General features: G+C 71.0%; 11 protein-coding genes and 2 pseudogenes. 7 read left to right on the plus strand and 6 right to left on the minus strand.

Annotation, left to right across the window (positions count from 1 at the left end; genetic code table 11):
- Window positions 1-17: 17 nt before the first annotated feature.
- Window positions 18-1,247 carry a DNA topoisomerase IB gene (locus tag SLW56_RS17350; RefSeq protein ID WP_295965840.1) on the plus strand — a complete coding sequence of 410 codons (1,230 nt, stop codon included), beginning with the start codon at window positions 18-20 and terminating at the stop codon, window positions 1,245-1,247.
- A gap of 45 nt (window positions 1,248-1,292) precedes the next feature.
- Here the strand turns inward: SLW56_RS17350 and SLW56_RS17355 are convergent, their stop codons facing one another.
- Complete coding sequence (locus SLW56_RS17355; RefSeq protein ID WP_267085371.1) at window positions 1,293-1,649, minus strand: hypothetical protein; 357 nt, start codon at window positions 1,647-1,649, stop codon at window positions 1,293-1,295.
- Between the two features lie 139 nt (window positions 1,650-1,788).
- Between SLW56_RS17355 and SLW56_RS17360 the strand changes: the two genes are divergently transcribed.
- A complete protein-coding gene (locus tag SLW56_RS17360; protein WP_010342266.1) occupies window positions 1,789-2,022 on the plus strand; it encodes a hypothetical protein in 234 nt (77 codons plus the stop codon).
- A 71-nt stretch (window positions 2,023-2,093) separates the two neighbouring features.
- Window positions 2,094-3,128, plus strand: a complete 1,035-nt coding sequence (locus tag SLW56_RS17365) for an SDR family oxidoreductase (protein ID WP_320695233.1) — start codon at window positions 2,094-2,096, stop codon at window positions 3,126-3,128.
- Window positions 3,129-3,344: 216 nt separating this feature from the next.
- Here the strand turns inward: SLW56_RS17365 and ligD are convergent, their stop codons facing one another.
- The 3 genes from ligD to SLW56_RS17380 all read right to left on the minus strand — a co-directional run bounded on the left by ligD (window position 3,345) and on the right by SLW56_RS17380 (window position 8,678).
- The gene (gene ligD / locus SLW56_RS17370; RefSeq protein ID WP_320695234.1) at window positions 3,345-5,987 is read right to left on the minus strand and encodes a DNA ligase D; all 2,643 of its coding nucleotides are present in this window, start codon (window positions 5,985-5,987) and stop codon (window positions 3,345-3,347) included.
- A 19-nt stretch (window positions 5,988-6,006) separates the two neighbouring features.
- Window positions 6,007-6,183 (minus strand): DUF3606 domain-containing protein, encoded by a 177-nt coding sequence (locus SLW56_RS17375; protein WP_152181281.1) that lies wholly within the window; start codon window positions 6,181-6,183, stop codon window positions 6,007-6,009.
- A 167-nt stretch (window positions 6,184-6,350) separates the two neighbouring features.
- Window positions 6,351-8,678 carry a TonB-dependent receptor gene (locus SLW56_RS17380; RefSeq protein WP_320695242.1) on the minus strand — a complete coding sequence of 776 codons (2,328 nt, stop codon included), beginning with the start codon at window positions 8,676-8,678 and terminating at the stop codon, window positions 6,351-6,353.
- A gap of 688 nt (window positions 8,679-9,366) precedes the next feature.
- Here SLW56_RS17380 and SLW56_RS17385 point away from each other — a divergent pair.
- Both SLW56_RS17385 and SLW56_RS17390 read left to right on the plus strand, forming a co-directional pair.
- Window positions 9,367-9,753, plus strand: a complete 387-nt coding sequence (locus SLW56_RS17385) for a BlaI/MecI/CopY family transcriptional regulator (RefSeq protein WP_017909741.1) — start codon at window positions 9,367-9,369, stop codon at window positions 9,751-9,753.
- A gap of 3 nt (window positions 9,754-9,756) precedes the next feature.
- Window positions 9,757-10,938, plus strand: a pseudogene (locus SLW56_RS17390) (M56 family metallopeptidase); the annotation flags it as partial.
- A gap of 891 nt (window positions 10,939-11,829) precedes the next feature.
- On the opposite strand, the pseudogene SLW56_RS17395 reads toward SLW56_RS17390, so the two are convergent.
- Window positions 11,830-12,636, minus strand: a pseudogene (locus SLW56_RS17395) (ribonuclease H-like domain-containing protein); the annotation flags it as partial.
- A gap of 302 nt (window positions 12,637-12,938) precedes the next feature.
- The gene (locus SLW56_RS17400) at window positions 12,939-15,452 is read right to left on the minus strand and encodes a DEAD/DEAH box helicase (RefSeq protein ID WP_267082523.1); all 2,514 of its coding nucleotides are present in this window, start codon (window positions 15,450-15,452) and stop codon (window positions 12,939-12,941) included.
- A gap of 339 nt (window positions 15,453-15,791) precedes the next feature.
- Between SLW56_RS17400 and SLW56_RS17405 the strand changes: the two genes are divergently transcribed.
- The gene (locus SLW56_RS17405; RefSeq protein WP_017911660.1) at window positions 15,792-16,265 is read left to right on the plus strand and encodes a hypothetical protein; all 474 of its coding nucleotides are present in this window, start codon (window positions 15,792-15,794) and stop codon (window positions 16,263-16,265) included.
- Between the two features lie 118 nt (window positions 16,266-16,383).
- Entirely contained in the window at window positions 16,384-17,046 is a 663-nt protein-coding gene (locus tag SLW56_RS17410) for a hemolysin III family protein (protein ID WP_153751676.1), read from the plus strand.
- The last annotated feature ends 59 nt before the right edge of the window (window positions 17,047-17,105 follow it).

Raw genomic sequence — 17,105 nt, forward strand, 5'->3', positions numbered from 1 at the left:
CGGCTTCCGGAGGTCCGATGTCCAACGCGTCCCGTTCCACCGCCGCGGCCGAGGCGGCGCGTGCGCGCCAGTCCCGCCAGGCCGCCAGCAGCGCCGGCCTGGTCTATGTCAGCGATCAGGAGCCGGGCATCGTCCGGCGCCGCGCCGGCAAGGGGTTCGGCTACCGTCTGCCCGACGGCAGCGCGGTGCGCGATGCCGCCACCCTGCAGCGCATCCGCCAGTTGGCGATCCCGCCGGCCTACACCGAGGTGTGGATCTGCACGCGCGACAACGGTCACCTGCAGGCCACCGGACGCGACGCGCGCCGGCGCAAGCAGTACCGCTACCACGCCGACTGGGCGCAGGTGCGCGGCGACGGCAAGTTCGAGCGCATCGTCGCCTTCGGCCAGGCCCTGCCGCGGCTGCGCCGGCGCCTGCGCCGCGACATGGCCCTGCCCGGCTACCCGCGCGACAAGGTGCTGGCGATGGTGGTGGCGCTGATGGCCGAGACCCTGGTGCGCGTGGGCAACGCCGAATACGCGCGCAGCAACCGCTCCTACGGCCTGACCACGCTGCGCAATCGCCACCTGGCGTTCGTGAAGGGCGGCCGTGCGCGGCTGCAGTTCCGCGGCAAGGGCGGCCAGGAGCACGACATCGAGGTCGACGACGTGCACCTGGTCAAGCTGATCCGCGGCTGCCAGCAATTGCCCGGGCAGGCACTGTTCCAGTATCGCGACGACGACGGCCAGCTGCAGCCGGTGGATTCGGGCGAGGTCAACGACTACCTGCGCGAGGCGATGGGCGAGAGCTTCACCGCCAAGGACTTCCGCACCTGGGGCGGCACCCGCGCCGCGCTGCAACGGCTGGCCGCGCTGCCGCTGCCCGACACCGGCGGCGAGCGCGCGCTGGCGCAGGCGCAGAATGCGGTGATCCGCGAGGTGGCCGAGGCGCTCGGCAACACCCCGGCGGTGTGCCGCAAGGCCTATATCGACCCGTGCGTGTTCGACGGCTGGCGCTGCGGGCGCCTGCACGGCCTGTGCGAGGGCGTGCGCGGCGAACGGCAGTGGGATCTGATCACGCTGAAATACCTGGGGCGGGCACGCACCGCGGCACGCAAGGCGGCCAAGGCCGCCGATCGCAGCTCGGCCAAAGCGCCGTCGCTGCGCAAGGGCGCACGTGCTGCGCGCAAGGGCGCTGCGGCGGGCGCGCAGGGCAGCGGTACCCGCGCCAAGCGCAAGACCGCAACTCCCGCACGCAAGCGCGCCTGAGCACCGCGCCGCCGCGGGCGCGGCGGGCGGGCCCGGCGACGCGGATCAGCCGCAATACACGGTAGTGATGTTGTTGGTCGGGCCGATCTCGACGGTCAGGCGGTCGCCGCCGGTCTCGCGCGCGCCGCGGTTGGCGCTGTCCACGCCGCTGGCGGTGGCGCCGTTGTCGCTGACGCTGCTCTTGACCACCTGCACCTTGAGGCTGTCGCTGTCGACGCGGGCGCGTTCGACGGTCATGCGCGAGGCGGCCAGGCCGACCGCGCCGCGCACCTTGTCGATATGGCATTGGCCGGAGATGACGCCATCGATCGGCTGCACCTGCGCCACCTGGGTGGTGCTGCAGGCGCCGAGCAACAGCACGGCGGCGAACGGGGCGAGGCGGGCGAGCGGGTGGCGGATCATGGGGCGTCTCCTTCGATCGATGGCGCGAGCCTGTCGCGGCGCATGTTTGCGCCGCATGAAGAGATCGCGCCGGCGGTTTCACCGGTCGTGGCCGCCGGCGGGGACAGACTCGGGATTCCCCCAGCAACCGGAGCCGATCATGGCCACCTGCGATGTCTGCGGAAACGACTACGACCAGGCCTTCACCCTGACCCAGGGCGCGCGCAGCGGTACCTTCGATTCGTTCGAGTGCGCCATCCACGCCTTCGCCCCGCGCTGCAGCCACTGCGAGTGCCGCATCGTCGGCCACGGCGTGCAGGCCGGCGAGCGCATGTTCTGCTGCGCGCACTGCGCCCAGCACGCCGGCGTCAGCGGTCTCGCCGACCGCGCCTGAGCGACGCCCGTTCCTTCCCTTCGAGGAGGGTTGCGCGACCGCGTCCTCCTCCCGTCTCCGGAGTATTGCCGATGGCCTCCCGCAAGCGTCCTGCCGCCACCAAGTCCGCCCCGTCGAAGCGCAGCAGCGCCACGGCGTCGTCCAGCGCCAAGACCGTGCAGCAGCAACGCGCGCTGCAGCGCGCGGTCGATGCCGGCGACGCCAAGCCCAAGCCCAAGCGCGCCAAGCCGGGCGACGCCGGCCAGGCCGGGCCACGCAAGCAGCCGCAGCGCATGCCCAAGCAGCACCTGGCCAAGCCGGGCAACGAGCACGAGCTGGCGCTGCAGCCGCGCTTCGAGGCGCCGGAGTACGTGGGCAGCGGCAAGCTGCGCGGCATGAGCGCGATCGTGACCGGTGCCGATTCGGGCATCGGGCGCGCGGTGGCGGTGCTGTTCGCGCGCGAGGGCGCGGATGTGGCGGTGCTGTACCTGGACGAACACGAGGATGCGCAGGTCACCCGTCAGCACGTCGAGAACGAAGGCCGCCGCTGCATCGCCATCGCCGGCGACGTGAAGGATCCGGCGTTCTGCGAGGACGCGGTGGCGCAGACCGTCAAAGCCTTCGGTGGGCTCGACGTGCTGGTCAACAACGCCGCGTTCCAGCTGCATTGCGATGCGCTGGAGGACCTGAGCGAGGCGCACCTGCAGGAGACCTTGCAGACCAACATCGCCGGCTATTTCCACATGGCGCGCGCGGCGCTGCCGCATCTCAAGCGTGGTTCGGCGATCGTCAACAGCGGTTCGGAGACCGGGCTGTTCGGCAGCAAGTCGCTGTTGGACTATTCGGCGACCAAGGGCGCGATCCATGCCTTCACCATGGCCCTGGCCAGCCAGTTGCAGCCGCGCGGCATCCGCGTCAACGCGGTCGCGCCGGGGCCGGTGTGGACGCCGCTCAATCCTGCCGACAAGCCCGCCGAGGACGTGGCCGAGTTCGGCAAGCAGAACCCGATGGGACGCCCGGCGCAACCGGAGGAACTGTCGCCGGCGTACGTGTTCCTGGCCTCGCCGATCACCGCCAGCTACATCAATGGCGCGATCCTGCCGGTGATGGGTGGGCCGACGGGCTAGTGGGTGCGTGGGTTTGCGGGTGAGTTGGCTGGCGGTCGGACCCTCACCCCAACCCCTCTCCCGCCGGGAGAGGGGCTCGGCTTTTCCCTTCTCCACTCGGGAGAAGGTGCCCCGCAGGGGCGGATGAGGGTGCGGTCGCTCGTGTTCAATCTCAGCGAGTCGCTTCGCGCCCCGACCCTCACCCCAACCCCTCTCCCGGGGGGAGAGGGGCTTTGCTCACTCCGTTTCGGCCCAGCGCGACAGGTTCTGCTTCAGCGCGTCGATGCCGGCCCAGGGATCCTTGCGTCGCCGTTTCAGCTTGGCCGGGACGTCGCGCAGCTTGAAGGCGTCGGCGCGGTGCAGCCTGGACAGGTCGCTCCAGGCCAGCGGCATCGCCACCGGCGCGCCGGCGCGGGCGCGCAGCGAGTACGAGGCCACGGCGGTGGCGCCGCGGCCGTTGCGCAGGTAGTCGACGAAGATGCGCTGGTTGCGCAGGCGCTTGCTGGCGGTGGCGAGGAAGCGCTCGGGTTGCGACTGCGCCAGTGCGTCGGCGAAGCCGTGGGCGAAGCGCTTGGTCAGGTCCCAGTCGCAGCCCGGTGCCAGCGGCACCACCACGTGCAGGCCCTTGCCGCCGGACACGCGCACGAACGACTCCAGCTCCAGTTGCGCGAGCAGCTTGCGGATGTCGGTGGCCGCGCGCTTGACCTCGGCGAACGGCACATCCGGCCCCGGGTCGAGGTCGAACACCACGCGGTCGGCACGCTCCGGGGACGCGGCATGCGCGCCCCACGGGTGGAACTCCAATGCATTGAACTGCACCAGTTCCAGCAGCCCGGCCGCATCCTCGACCACCAGGTACTCGGCCTGGGTGCCGCTTTCTTCCTTCAACCGCACCGACGACACCAGTTCCAATCCGGCGGTGTGGTGCTTCTGGAAGAAGCACGCGCGTTCGGCACCGGCGGGGCAGCGGATGATCGACAGCGGGCGACCGGCGATCTCCGGCAGCAGGTGATCCATCACCGCACTGTAGTAGTCCCAGACCTCGCGCTTGGTCGCGCCGATGTCGGGGAAGACCACGCGGCCCGGGCTGGACAGGGTCGGCGGCGTGCGCGCGGTGCCCGTGGCCGCGACGTCGCGCTTGCTGCGCCGGGGACCGCCGGTCTTGTTCTCGCTCGACTTCGCCGCCTTCGCCACCTTGGTTGCCTTCGTTGTTTTGACCGTTGCGTCTGCCTTGGCTTTCCTGGCCGCCGGCGTCACCCGCGCCGCCGCCGCGCGCGGTGCCGGTGCGTCGGCATCGCGCAAATCGGCGATGTCCTTGTCCGGGCGCACCGCCTTCAGCGAGGCCTGGCGCAGCAACTGCTGTCCGCCGATGCCGCGGTAGAACACCTCCACCACGAAGCGCGGCGCAAACCAGCGCGCGCTGCGCAGGTCGGTGTCGGTGGTCGGCACGTGCACGCTGGGCGTGGCGCTGCCGGCCTTGCCGATCAGCGCGGTCAACTCGCGCAGCAAGGCGTCGGAGAAACCGGAGCCCACGCGCCCGACGTACAGCCAGCCATGTTCGGGATCCGGCCGCGCCAGCAGCAGCGAGCCGAAGCCGCTGCGGCTGCCCTTGGGTGCGGTGTAGCCGACCACCGCGAATTCGTCCGAGCGCAATTGCTTGGTCTTGCGCCAGTCGTCGTTGCGGCCGCCGTGGTAGCCGCGGTCGGCGCGCTTGGAGACGATGCCCTCGAAGTGCTGCGCGCCGGCGAGCTGGAACGCCGCGTCGCCGTCGCCGTCGATGTGCGAGCTGAAGGCCAGGTGCGCATCGGCGTTCTGCAGCAGCCGCTGCAGCAGCGCCTTGCGTTCGGACAGCGGTGCGGCGGCGATGTCGATGCCGTCCAGGTGCAACAGGTCGAACAGGGCCAGCGCCAGCGTGCCCTGGCGCTCGCCGGACAGCACTGCCTGCAGCAGGTTGAAGTCCTCCTTGGTCCCCTTGCCGGCGATCAATTCGCCATCCAGCGCCGCCGAGCGCAGGCCCAGCGCGGCGATGGCGTCGCGGATCTCGGGAATCTTGTCGGTCCATTCGATCGCGTTGCGCGACCACAGCCGCACCACGCCGTCGGCGACAGTGGCCAGGATCCGGTAGCCGTCCCACTTGATCTCGTGGATCCACTGCGCGCCCTGCGGCGGGGCATCGCCCAGCCGGGCCAGCTGCGGCGCGAACGGTCCGTCCGGCGCCGCCGCCGACACCGCGCCGGGCAGCGCCTCGGCCAACTTGGCCCAGTTCGTCCGGCGGCCTTTGCGCACTGGCGCCACCACCGTGACCTTGCGCTTGTCCGGTTTGCCGGCGCCGGCGCGCTTGACGTCCTGCGCCGGCGCCGCGGTGACATCGGCCAGCAGGTCGTCGGCTTCCAGGTCGCTGGCGAAGGCGTCGTCCTCCTTGAACAGCAGCCACTGCGGTTGCCGCGCCGGCTTGCCCGAGCGCACCAGGTGCCAGCCGCCCTTGAGCTTGTCGCCGAACAGTTCAAAGCGCAGATGACCCTTGGCCAGTTGCGCCTGCGGATCGTCCGCGCTGCTCCACACGCCGTGATCGAACTGGGCGACGTGGCCGCCGCCGTATTCGCCCTGCGGGATCTCGCCCTCGAACGTGGCGTAGTCCAGTGGATGGTCTTCCACTTCCACCGCCATGCGCTTGACCTTGGGGTCGTAGCTCGGCCCTTTCGGCACCGCCCAGCTCTTCAGCGCATCGCCGACCTGCAGGCGGAAATCGTAATGGCGGCGGCTGGCGTGGTGCAGCTGCACGACGAAGATCGGCCGCTGCCCCGCCGGCACCGGCTTGCCCGGCTCCGGTTCGCGGGTCTTGTCGAAGCGGCGCTTGCGGCGGTAGTCGGCGAGGCTCATGGCGCGGGCCCGGCCCGCGTCACGTGCGCAGGTGCGCGCGGACCGCCGCGGCGCTGCTGCCCACGGCCTGCACCGCGGCGCGCAACTCGTCGGCGGAGACGTGCAGTGCCTGCGTCCAGTCGCGCACTTCGCCGTCTTCGTGGAGGTTGATGCGGTCGCGATCGGGCGAACCGGTGTTGCGGGTGTAGTCGCTCATGCCGATGTCCTGCTGTGCAGAAGCCGCTGCGGTCGTGGGGCGCCGCGTGTGGCGGCGAGGGCCGACGGACGCGGCATGCGTCGGCGGACCGGTGCGGAAACTTCTAGTCGCTCCGCCGTGGCACCGCCGTGAACGCCGTGTCTGCCCCATGCATGCGCGCCTCCCACTCAGAACGCCAGCGAGGTGCTGAACAGCAGTTGCCGCGGTGCGCTGCGCTGCAGCGTCTGGTAGTCGCCGGCGAACGCCGAGCCGGCGATGTTGGCGGTACCGATGTTGTGGCGGTCGAGCAGGTTGCTGACGTCAAGGCGCAGTTCCAGGCCGGGTAGCGGGCTGTCGGGCCCCAGCGTGTACGCCGTGTACGTGTTGACCTGCCAGAACGCCGGTACGCGCAGGTCGTTCTCGTAGGTGAAGGGCTGATGCAGGTACTCGGTGCTGGTGGCACCGAGCCGCCAGTGGCGCACATGCGCCGACAGGTCGCTGACCAGCGACAGTTGCGGATAGCCCGGCTGCGCCTTGCCCTGGATCGGATAGACGTTGCCGTCGACGATGACGTCGCGGTCGTAGACCGAGCGCGCCAGCGCCACGCCTTGGTAGAACTGCAGGTGCGGGGTGAGGTCGACGGTCACGCCCAGGTCGGCGCCGAAGGTGTGCATCCTCGGCATCACCTGCACGGTGTTGACCTGCGCGAACTGGGTGCCGACCGCGGCCGACAGCAGGCGATGGCGGATGTCGCCGTAGAACACGTCCGCGGTGACGGTGGCGCGGTCGAAGCGATGGGTGCCGCCGAGGGTGAGGTTCCAGTCCTGTTCCGGCTGCAGGTGGCGGGCGAGGCGGTCGAAGCTGGCCTGGTCGGGCACGGTCCAGGCCGAGGCGGTATAGCCGATGTTGCCGCGCTGGGCGACGCGGAAGCCGTTCATCGCGCTGCCCAGGTCGATGAAGCCGTCGGTCTGCGCGGTCGGGCTCCAGAACAGCGACAGGTGCGGCAGGAACGCGCTCCTGGCGCGCAGCGTGCCGGCCGCCGGCCGGTCCGGCGCATCGCCGACACCGCCGCCGCTGGTGCGGAAATCCACCGCCTTTGCCCCCAGGCCCAGCACCAGCGTGTCGCTCAGCGCGATGTCGTCGTGCAGGTAGACCTGGCGCGCGCGGGTGGTCCACTGCGAGACGTTGTCGGTCTTGAACGCCGGGCCGTACACATCCCACGGCCCGGTGGTGCGCAGCGGCCGGCCCTGCCCCAGCAGCGGTTCGGTGTACCAGGACGTCGCCGCGTCGGCGCTGCTGTGCTCCTGCCAGAGACCGGCGCTGAGCGTGTGCCGGCCATGCACATAGGTCAGGCTGAGCAGGCCGCCGGTACGCCGCAGGTGCGGCGCCTGCACCTGCTCGGAGAACGGCGCGCCGTTGGGTGAGGGCGTGGTCGGATCGCTCAGCGTGGCGTGGGTGCGGCTGTGCGCGCTGTAGACCTGCACATGTCCGCTGAGCGCGTCGGAGATGCGGAAATCATGCGCGAGCGAGGCGATGCGGTCGTCGGTGACCTGGCCGGTGTCGTATGGCAGCAGCCCGGCCAGCGTGCCGCAGCGGTAGACGCCGCAGGAGGCGGCGGCGTTCTGCGGCAGGGCGATGGCGTAGGCCCTGGCGTAGTCGGGATAGAGACTGTCGGCGCGCCAGCCCAGCTTGCCGAGCATGTCGAAGGACAGGTTGTTGTAGCCCCACATCGCGGCGTGGCTGGCCGACAGGAACACGGTGAACGTGCCCCATGCCACGTCCTGGGTCGCCTTCAGGTCGCCGCGCAGGAAGCGCTGGGTGCCGCCGCCCTGGTATTTGTCCGCGCCTAGCCGTTGCAGGTCGACCTGCAGCTTCGGGCCGTTGTCGCCGAGTTGCCCGCTCTGCGCGGAGACCGTGGTGACCCGGGTCGCGTCGCTGCCCACGCCCTGCTTGACGCGCAGGCCGGGCGTGTCCTTCGGTTCGCCCAGGCGGTACTCCAGCGCGCCGCCGTTGGCACTGCTGGAGAACACGCTCACCGGTGCCGCGCCGGGGCTGACCGTGATGGTGCCGATGGCGTCCGGCACGCCCACGTTGACCACGCTGGTGCCGGTCAACGACAGGAAGCCGCTGTCGTTCAACGGCACGCCTTCGAAGCTGATGCCCATTTCGTTCATGCGGAACCCGCGCACGAACAGGCTGGTGGCGGAGACGTCCAGGCCCAGCCCGTCGGTGGCGGTGTAGCTGGCGCCGGGCACGGTCTTCAGCCGCGCCAGGCCGTTGCTACCGGCGAGGTCGGCGTCCATGTCGCCGGCATTGATGACATAGCGGTTCGGGCCGACCACTTGCGTAGGCGCCACCGCCGCCGCATGCGGCGAGGCCACCACATCCAGCGCGGACAACGTGGTCGGTGTGGTGTCCGCATCGGTGCCGGCGGCCGCGTCCGCAGCGTGCGCCGGGGACGCTGCGAGGCAGGCGGTCAGCGTCGCGGACAACAACGACGGCGTGCACGCGCGCATGCGGCGATGCGGTGCAGAGATCGGCAAGGCGGTGGCGAGGAGATGGGAGGAGGTCGCGTGCATGGTCGGATCCGGCGTGGAGTGGGAAGCGGTGGCGCACGCGCGCACCCAGCGCAGGGCCGCCTGTTCGCGGCGGCGTCCGGCTGGCTGTGCGTTTGCGATGACAGTGCGCCGGCGCTGCGGCGCGGAACAGGGAAGATGGCGCGCGGCAGGTGCGGCGGCCCGCTCCGGATCGATGGAGGCGAACGGCGCAGCTGCGGCAGCGCGCTTCCCGCGGTGAATACAGCGGCGTGAAGCGATGCAGGTAATTCTTGCATCGCATGTGCGCTTGCACCATTGCGCGTTGGTACAGCGCTGCCTGCTGCGCGTATGCGATGCGATACATGGGTATAGGGCGCTGGTGCCGCTGCGCGAACGAGGATGGATCAGCGCCGACGTCTACGGCGAATGCATGCACGGTGGCCGGGGGGGGGGGGGCGACCTCATGCTGCTGTACGCGTGCGCGAGACATGGGGCCGAATGCTCAGGACCGATGCGATTCCACCGGCAGGCGCCGGGTGCGACTGGCCTCGCGGAGCGGCGCCATCGCCAGGCTTGCAGACGCCTGCCGCCCATGACCTGCGACCTATTGACGACAGTTGTCGTCACGGGTAGCTTTGCCGACACGTGTAGTCATCGGAGTGGGCGGATGCGCCGCAAATCGATCGGGGACCAGGAACTGGCCCTGCTGCAGTACATCGCCGAACACGGCGATGCCAGTGTCGGCGAGGTCGCCGCCGGCTTCGGCGAGGCGCGCGGGCTGGCGCGCTCGACCGTGCTGACCATGATGGAGCGCCTGCGCGCCAAGGCCTATCTGCGTCGCCGCCAGGTGCAGGGCGTGTACCGCTATGCCGCCACCAGCGGCCAGGACGACGTGGTGCGCAGCGCGGTCGGCAGCTTCGTCGAGAAGACCCTGCAGGGCTCGGTCTCGCCGTTCGTGGCGTGGATGTCGCAGCGCGCCGAGGTCAGCGACACGGAACTGGCAGAACTGGAGGCCCTGGTGGCCAAACTGCAATCGCAACGGCGAGAGGACTGAGCCATGCACAGCCTGGTGGGGACGGACGTGTTCGAGAGCCTGCTGTCGCGCCTGCTGGCGACCAGTGTGCAGACGCTGGTGCTGGTCGCGCTGATCTGGGCGCTGTGCCGCTGGCTGCCGACCCTGCCGGCGGCGACGCGTTGCCGGTTGTGGTGGCTGGTCGCCGCGCAGAGCGTGCTGGGCCTGCTGTGGGCCGGGGCGGTGCAGCTACCGGTGCTGCCGGCCGCGCCGGCGCCGGTCGTTGTAGCACCGGCGGCCGTCGCCACGGTGTCGGCGACGCCGGCAGGCGCTGCGATGCCGCGCGTGTCCGCTGCGATGCCTGCGCAGATCAACGTCAACGCCACCGCTGCCACCGCGGCGATCGCCGCACCCCCGGCCACGACATCCCTGGCCGCCTGGCCGTGGGCGCAGGCGCTGGTGGCGCTGTGGCTGGCCGGCGTGCTGGTCTGCGCCGCGCACAGCGTGCTGGCCTACCGTCGCAGCCGCCAGCGTGCGCGCGCGGCGGCGCCGTGCACCGACACCGCCCTGCTCGGTGCGCTGCGCCTGGCGGCCGAGGCCCACGGCCTGCGCCAGCCGCCGCAGCTGCGGCTGTGTGAGCGCACCGATTCGCCGCAACTGATCGGGCCGTGGCAGCCGGTGCTGCTGCTGCCGGCGCGGCGCATGGACAGCCTGCGCGCCGACGATCTGGACATGGCGCTGACCCACGAACTGGTGCACCTGCAGCGCCGCGACCTGTGGTGGGGGCTGCTGCCGGCGGTGGCGCAGCACCTGTTCTTCTTCCATCCGCTGGTGCACCTGGCCAACCGCGAGTACGCCCTGGCCCGCGAGGCGGCCTGCGATGCGGCCGTGGTCGCCGGCCATCGTCATTGCCGTCACGACTACGCGCGGCTGCTGGTGCAGCTGGGTGTGGCACCGCGGCCCAGCGCCGGCCTGGCCAGCGCTTCGCCGACCTTCCTGAGCTTGAAACGGAGATTGCAGATGCTGCAGACCACGTCCGCTTTTCCGCGCCTGGGCGCGGCCCTGATCCTGACCGCGGTGACCGTGCTCGGCGTGGCGCCGCTGCGCCTGGTGGCCCAGCCCGGCCATGCGCTGCCTGCCGCCGGCAAGCCGGCTCCCGCCTCCCCGGCGCAGGCCGCGGCGCCACCGAGCGAATACACTGCCGATGACGCGGCCCGCGAAGCGGCGCTTGCGGCGGCGGAGGCGCAGGCTGCCATGGCGGCTGCAGATGCAGCGAAGCAGGCAGCCGACGCGAGCGCAGCGGCGCAGGAGCCTGAGATGGAAGCCGCGAACGCGGCGGCCGCGGAGGCGGCCGATGCGGTCGATATGGGGGACGCCGGTGCCGCCGCCCGCGCCGCCAACGTGCCCGCAGTACCGCCGCCGCCGCCGCCCGCGCCGCCTGCGCGGCCTGCAATGGTGGTCCCGGCGGTCCCGGCGGTCCCCGCGCCGCCGCCGGCCATCGGCTCGCGGATCAGCACGCGGTCGATGCAGAAAACCCGCAACGGTCAAATCGAACAGTCGTATGTCCGGGTCAAGGGCAACCATTCGACGATGAGTGGCAGCAGCGACGAACTCGCCAGCATGAAGCGCGAGACCCAGGGCGATGGCCTGTGGTTCCGCCGCGGCGGCAAGCGCTATGTGGTGCACGATCCTGCGCTGCTGGCCCGCTTCGATGCCCTGTTCGAGCCGATCGGCAAGCTGGGCGCGCAGCAGGGCGAGCTCGGCAAGCGCCAGGGAGCACTGGGCCGAGAGCAGGGCGAGCTGGGTCGTGAACAGGGCAAGCTGGTCCGGGAGAGCATCGCGCTGGCGGCGGACCGCATGGACTCCAACGGCATTGCCGCCAAGGCGCAAGCACGTGCCCAGACCGAACTGGCGCAGCGCCAGGACGCGCTGTCGGCGAAGATGCGCGCGCTCGGCGAACAGCAGGCCGCGCTGGGCCGTCAGCAGGGCGAACTGGGTGCGCGTCAGGGCGAATTGAGCGCGCAGATCGATCGCGAGGTCGACCGCCTGTTCGATGCCGCCATCGCCGCGGGCAATGCGCAGCGGCTGGAGTGATGTCGCCGGCGGCGTGCGCAGCGCCTACGCCGACGCGGCCGCCGCCAGCGCGCGTTCTTCGGCCTCGGCGGCGACCAGGCGCTGCAGCAGCAGCGCCAGCGTGACCACGTCCTGGTGGTTGTGTGCGGCGACGCGGCGCAGGTTGCGCGCGTTGCCGCCGCGCAGGTAGCTCAGCCACGCCGCTGGCGCTTCCGAGCCCGGCAGGTCGTCCTCGCGCACCACGCGCAGCAATTGCCGCTCGATGGTGGCGAGCTTGCAGTTCTCCCAGGTGCCGCGGTAGCGGCGGCGGGTGGGATGCAGCAGATCCACGTGGTCCAGCGCCGACAGCGGATCGGCGCAGCGCGCCAGCCGATAGCGGGTCTTCAACAACGGCGCGTCGTAGCAGCGGCCGTTGTAGCTGGACAGCACGGTGCCCGGCCGCAGCCAGGCGCGGAACGCTTCCAGCATCGCTTTCTCCGCGCCCATCGTTGCCATCAGCAACTGGCGGATGCGCAGGCCCGGGCCGTCGGCCGGATGCACGCTCCAGTCGGCCGCGCCGATCATGAAGGCGCGGGTGCCGGTGCCGCCGGCCAGGCCGGTGGTTTCGGTGTCGAAGAACAGCAGGTCGGTCGGTTCCACCGCATCCTCGCGGCGGGCGAAGGCCAGCGACAGCGCGCCGGCGGGGATCGGCTGCGGCAGGAACGCCTCGATCAGGTGCAGCCCGGGTGCGATCTCCACCCCGGGCAGGTGCCGGTCCGGCGCCGCGGCCGGTTTGCGTGCGGATGCAGCCGCGGTGGGCGCGACCGCACGCTCGCGCAGGCCGAGCAGGCGCCGCAGCGCGGACACATCGGTGCCGCCGCGGTCGAACGGGGCGATGGCGATGGGTGGCGCCACGGCGGTGTCGGTGCCGCCACCGCGTGCGGGAGCAGGGGGCGTGCGTGCGGCCGCCGTTGCCGTTGCGCGCGATGCGTCGTCGCCGCGCATCGCTGCCGGCGCCTGTCGTGGCGCGTGCGGGGTCGCTGCTGCTGCAGTGCCTGCACGTGACGCGGGAGCCGCGTCGGCCGTGGTGCGGCTGCCGGAGGACGCAGGCGCGCGCTCGGCGCTGGCGTCGCCGGCCTGCCGGCGCAGCGCGCGCAGGCGCTCCAGGCTGATGCTCATGCGCTCCACTCCGGCAGCGCATCGGCATCGGCATCGATGGCGATCGTGGTTGCGCCGTGCGCGTCCAGCGCCGCGTCGTCCTCGCCGTCGAGCAACAGGCGCAGCACGCGCAACGCCAGCGCCCGCGGCGTGGTCGCGCTTTCCTCCTGCGCGGCCAGCACCGGGCCGACGCAGGCCGGACAGCCGGCCACGCAGTCGCAGCCCTGCACCAGTTCGCGCGCGCGCTGCACCAGTTCGGCCTGGCGCCGCCACAACGGTTCGCTGAGGCCGACGCCGCCGGGGAAGTTGTCGTACAGGTACACGGTGGGCACGAACTGCTGCAGTTCGACGCTGGCCGGCTCGCCGCTGTCGCCACCGCGCAACTGGCCGCGGCCCTTGGCGTCGGCCACCGCGAACCAGGCGCCGTCACCGTCGCCCACCGCCTGCTGCAGATCGCGTGCGTCGGCCATCACCGCCACCGTGGCCACCACGTGCAGCGCGTAGGCCGCGCCCAGGAAACCGTCCAGCGCGTCCTGCTTGCTGCCGAACGCCTTGAGCAGGGTGGCCTGCGGCAACTGCCACCACACCGCGGTGGTGTGCAGTTCCTGGTCGGGCAGGTTGACCGGGCCGTAGCCGATGTTCTCGTGGGTGTAGTAGCGGATCTTCTTGTAGCCGGCCACGCGCCGCACCACGTGCACCTCGCCGTGGTGCGCGTCGCCGCGTCCGGCCGCGCCGCCGTCGAAGCGGTCCAGCACCTTGAGCTTGGTGAAGTCGATGCTGTCGGTGTAGTAGTCCACGTGGGTGCGGGTGACGTAGGCCTTGCGGCCTTCCCAGTCGAGCTTTTCCACCTGGTAGGGCGTACTCTGCACCATGTGGATGGCGCCTTCGTACAGGGTCAGCGCGGCGGCCGAATAGTCCACCTCGGCGATGATCTGCTGCTTGCCGTCGGTCTTGTCCACCACCACGAAGTTGCCGTCGGCCACCGAGCGCAGGCTCACCGCGTTGGCCGGGTAGCTGTCGGCGATCCACTCCCAGCGGTCGCCTTCCTGGTGCACCACCTCGCTCTCGGCCAGCGCTTCCAGGAACACCGCGGGGTCCACCGGGCCGAACGCCTCGCCGGCGACGAAGGTCAGCTCGAACGCGGCGCAGCGGATGTGGTCGAACAGGATCAGCGGCTGGTCCGGGGCGATGCGGGCGTGTTCCGGCGAGGCATCGGCGAAGAAGTCCGGGTGCCGCACCACGTACTGGTCCAGCGGCTGCGAACTGGCCACCAACACGCCCAGCGCCGGCTGCTGGCGACGTCCGGCGCGGCCGAAGCGCTGCCAGGTGGCGGCGACGCTGCCGGGGTAGCCGTTGAGCACCACCACGTCCAGCGCGCCGATGTCCACGCCCAGTTCCAGCGCCGAGGTGGAGACGATGCCGTCGATGCTGCCGGCGCGCATCGCCCGCTCGGCCTCGCGGCGCTCGCTGGGCAGGTAGCCGCCGCGGTAGGCGCGGATGCGCGGCGGCTTGCGCGGGTCGTGGTCGAAGATGTCCTTCAGGTACTTGGTCAGCACCTCCACCATCAACCGCGTCTGCGCGAACACCAGGGTCTTGAGCCCGGACTTGATCGCGATGCGCGCGATGCGGTTGCTCTGCGAGCGCGCCGAGGCGCGCAGGCCCAGGTCGGCGTTGACCACCGGCGGGTTCCACAGCAGCACGTGCTTGTCGCCGCTGGGCGCGCCGGAGTCGGTGATCGCGTGCACGCGCTGCTCGATCAGCGCCTCGGCGTGCGCGCGCGGGTTGCCGATGGTGGCCGAGCACAGGATGAACTGCGGCGTGACGCCATAGAACGCGCAGATGCGTTTGAGCCGGCGCAGCACGTTGGCGACGTGGCTGCCGAACACGCCGCGGTAGGTGTGGATCTCGTCGATCACCACGTAGCGCAGGTTCTCGAAGAACTGCGCCCACTTGGTGTGATGCGGCAGGATCGCCTGGTGCAGCATGTCCGGGTTGCTGACCACGATGTCGCCGTGCAGGCGGATCGCCTGGCGCGCATCGCCGGGGGTGTCGCCGTCGAAGGTGAAGGCCTTCACCCCGAGGTCGCCGGCACGGTTGAGGTCCAGCAGCTCGGCCACCTGGTCCTGCGCCAGCGCCTTGGTCGGGAACAGGTACAGCGCCTTGGCCTGCGCGGTCATCGCCGCGGCCACCACCGGCAGCGTGTAGCACAGCGACTTGCCCGAGGCGGTGGGGGTGACGATGGCCACGTGCTCGCCGCGCTGCGCCGCGTCCCAGGCCTCGGCCTGGTGGCTGTACAGCTGCGCGATGCCGCGTTCGCGCAATGCGGCGGCCAGCGCCGGCGGCACGTCGTCCGGGATCGGCGCGTAGCGGCCGGCCTGGCCGGGGATGGTGAAGCTGCCGGTGATGCGGTCGTGGTAGCGGCGCTCCAGCCGCGCGCTGAGCAGGGCGCCATCGCGCGAGGGCATCCCGTCGGTGGTGGACAGGGCGCGCTCGGCGTCCTCGGTGCGCGGGGCTAGGGCGTGGGCGGGCATCGGCACGGCTCTCAAAGCGGAACAGGGAAGCGAAATCGCGTCTCAGGGTATGAGACCGGGCGCGCCGAGGCGAGACGGGCAGGCTGAGCGGATTCAGGCTGGGCGATTGCATGCGGCACGCATCGCTGTTCGCACTGCATGCGGCAGCCTATTGGCGATGCGTGCCGGCCCTGCGCGTCTGTACCGACACAGCGGCCGTCTGCGCCGATGACACGCCCTCGGCAGCGCGTACTACGCAGATCAGGCTTGTGCCGATGGCCGCGTTCCGCGCGAGGCGCGAGGCTTTCGCTACCCGTCGTGCAATGACGGACCCCGTTCACACACTCAGGAGCGAATGCCATGGTCACCGCCGAATTTCTGCAGGATAACGGCTTCAGCAACAAGGCGTCGGTCGACGCCAACGTCTACATCAAGGATGTCACCAAGGCGCTGCCGTCTTCCGGCAACCTGCATGCGCATCTGAAGGTGACATTTGCCGATGCGCATCGGCTGGCGTTCGAAATCCACGGCACTATCCGCGTCGACGCAGACGCGCAGGCGTTGGGCAAACGTAGTGGCGACGACAGCACCATCGGTCGCGCTCTGTGGGTGTACGCGGATGGCACGTTCCGCACGTCGGTCGAAGCCGCCTTTTGGCAGGAGCAGGGCGGCGTCACCCCGTCCCAGCTCAAGACCTATGCGCGTAAGCTGAAGGATCAAGTGCGGCAATGGGAGCAGGCACTGGAGCGCGAAGGTGCCGATAGCCATCCTTCGCCGGCAGGAAACAAGCGCGCACTCGACGATCTGGACACGCGCTATCCGCTCGGTAAGTAATCGCCAGCGCGGTCTTGGCAGGATGCTGCGCGTGGCGAAGCAGGGATCAGCCGCTACGCGCGTATCCTGTGCGTCCCCCAGCACCAAGGCACCGCTTCCCGGAGTGCCGAAGATCGCCTTGTCCGCATCGACTTCCTCGCCAGCCCCGCACTACCGCACCGCCGCCGCGCGCCGCGCCGATCTGCTCGTGCATGCCGCCGGCCTGCTGCTGGCCGTGGTCGGCGGCGCGCTGCTGGTCTGGCGCGCCCATGCCAACGACGCGCTGATCGTGGCCACCAGCATCTACGCGCTGGGGCTGCTGACCATGTTCGCCTGCTCGGCGGCGTACAACTTCGCCCCGCCGCAGCGCCAGCCGGTGCTGCGCAAGCTCGACCACGCCGGCATCTTCGTGATGATCGCCGGCTCCTACACGCCGTTCTTCGTGCTGGCGCTGTCCGGCGCCTGGGTCTGGTCGATGACCCTGGCGGTGTGGGGCGTGGCGCTGTTCGGGGTGTTCGCCAAGCTGTTCCTGCCGGGCATCGCCAAGGGCTTCTGGGTGGCGATCTACCTGCTGCTGGGCTGGGCGGGGATGGCGGCGGTCAAGCCGATCGTGGCCGGGCTGGACACGCCGGTGCTGTGGCTGATCGCTGCCGGCGGGGCGATCTACACGGTGGGCGTGGCGTTCTACGTGCGCAAGTCGATGCTCTACAACCGCGCGATCTGGCATGCGCACGTGCTGGGAGGCGCACTGGCGCACTGGTGCGCGATCTGGCTGTGCCTGCGCCCGCTGTCGGCGACGTGAACGGTGGCGCCGATGCGCTAGAGATGGCCGTGCCGCGTCCGTAAGCTCGGGCGTCATGG

Origin of the sequence: Xanthomonas sp. LF07-6 (genome assembly GCF_034105445.1) — a bacterium.
Taxonomy (GTDB): domain Bacteria; phylum Pseudomonadota; class Gammaproteobacteria; order Xanthomonadales; family Xanthomonadaceae; genus Xanthomonas_A; species Xanthomonas_A sontii.

Bases quoted from the DNA above. Each gene is read 5' to 3' on its own strand.
- SLW56_RS17350 (WP_295965840.1), top strand. From the start codon at position 18: ATGTCCAACGCGTCCCGTTCCACCGCCGCGGCCGAGGCGGCGCGTGCG.
- SLW56_RS17355 (WP_267085371.1), bottom strand. From the start codon at position 1,649: ATGATCCGCCACCCGCTCGCCCGCCTCGCCCCGTTCGCCGCCGTGCTG.
- SLW56_RS17360 (WP_010342266.1), top strand. From the start codon at position 1,789: ATGGCCACCTGCGATGTCTGCGGAAACGACTACGACCAGGCCTTCACC.
- SLW56_RS17365 (WP_320695233.1), top strand. From the start codon at position 2,094: ATGGCCTCCCGCAAGCGTCCTGCCGCCACCAAGTCCGCCCCGTCGAAG.
- ligD (WP_320695234.1), bottom strand. From the start codon at position 5,987: ATGAGCCTCGCCGACTACCGCCGCAAGCGCCGCTTCGACAAGACCCGC.
- SLW56_RS17375 (WP_152181281.1), bottom strand. From the start codon at position 6,183: ATGAGCGACTACACCCGCAACACCGGTTCGCCCGATCGCGACCGCATC.
- SLW56_RS17380 (WP_320695242.1), bottom strand. From the start codon at position 8,678: ATGCGCGCGTGCACGCCGTCGTTGTTGTCCGCGACGCTGACCGCCTGC.
- SLW56_RS17385 (WP_017909741.1), top strand. From the start codon at position 9,367: ATGCGCCGCAAATCGATCGGGGACCAGGAACTGGCCCTGCTGCAGTAC.
- SLW56_RS17400 (WP_267082523.1), bottom strand. From the start codon at position 15,452: ATGCCCGCCCACGCCCTAGCCCCGCGCACCGAGGACGCCGAGCGCGCC.
- SLW56_RS17405 (WP_017911660.1), top strand. From the start codon at position 15,792: ATGGTCACCGCCGAATTTCTGCAGGATAACGGCTTCAGCAACAAGGCG.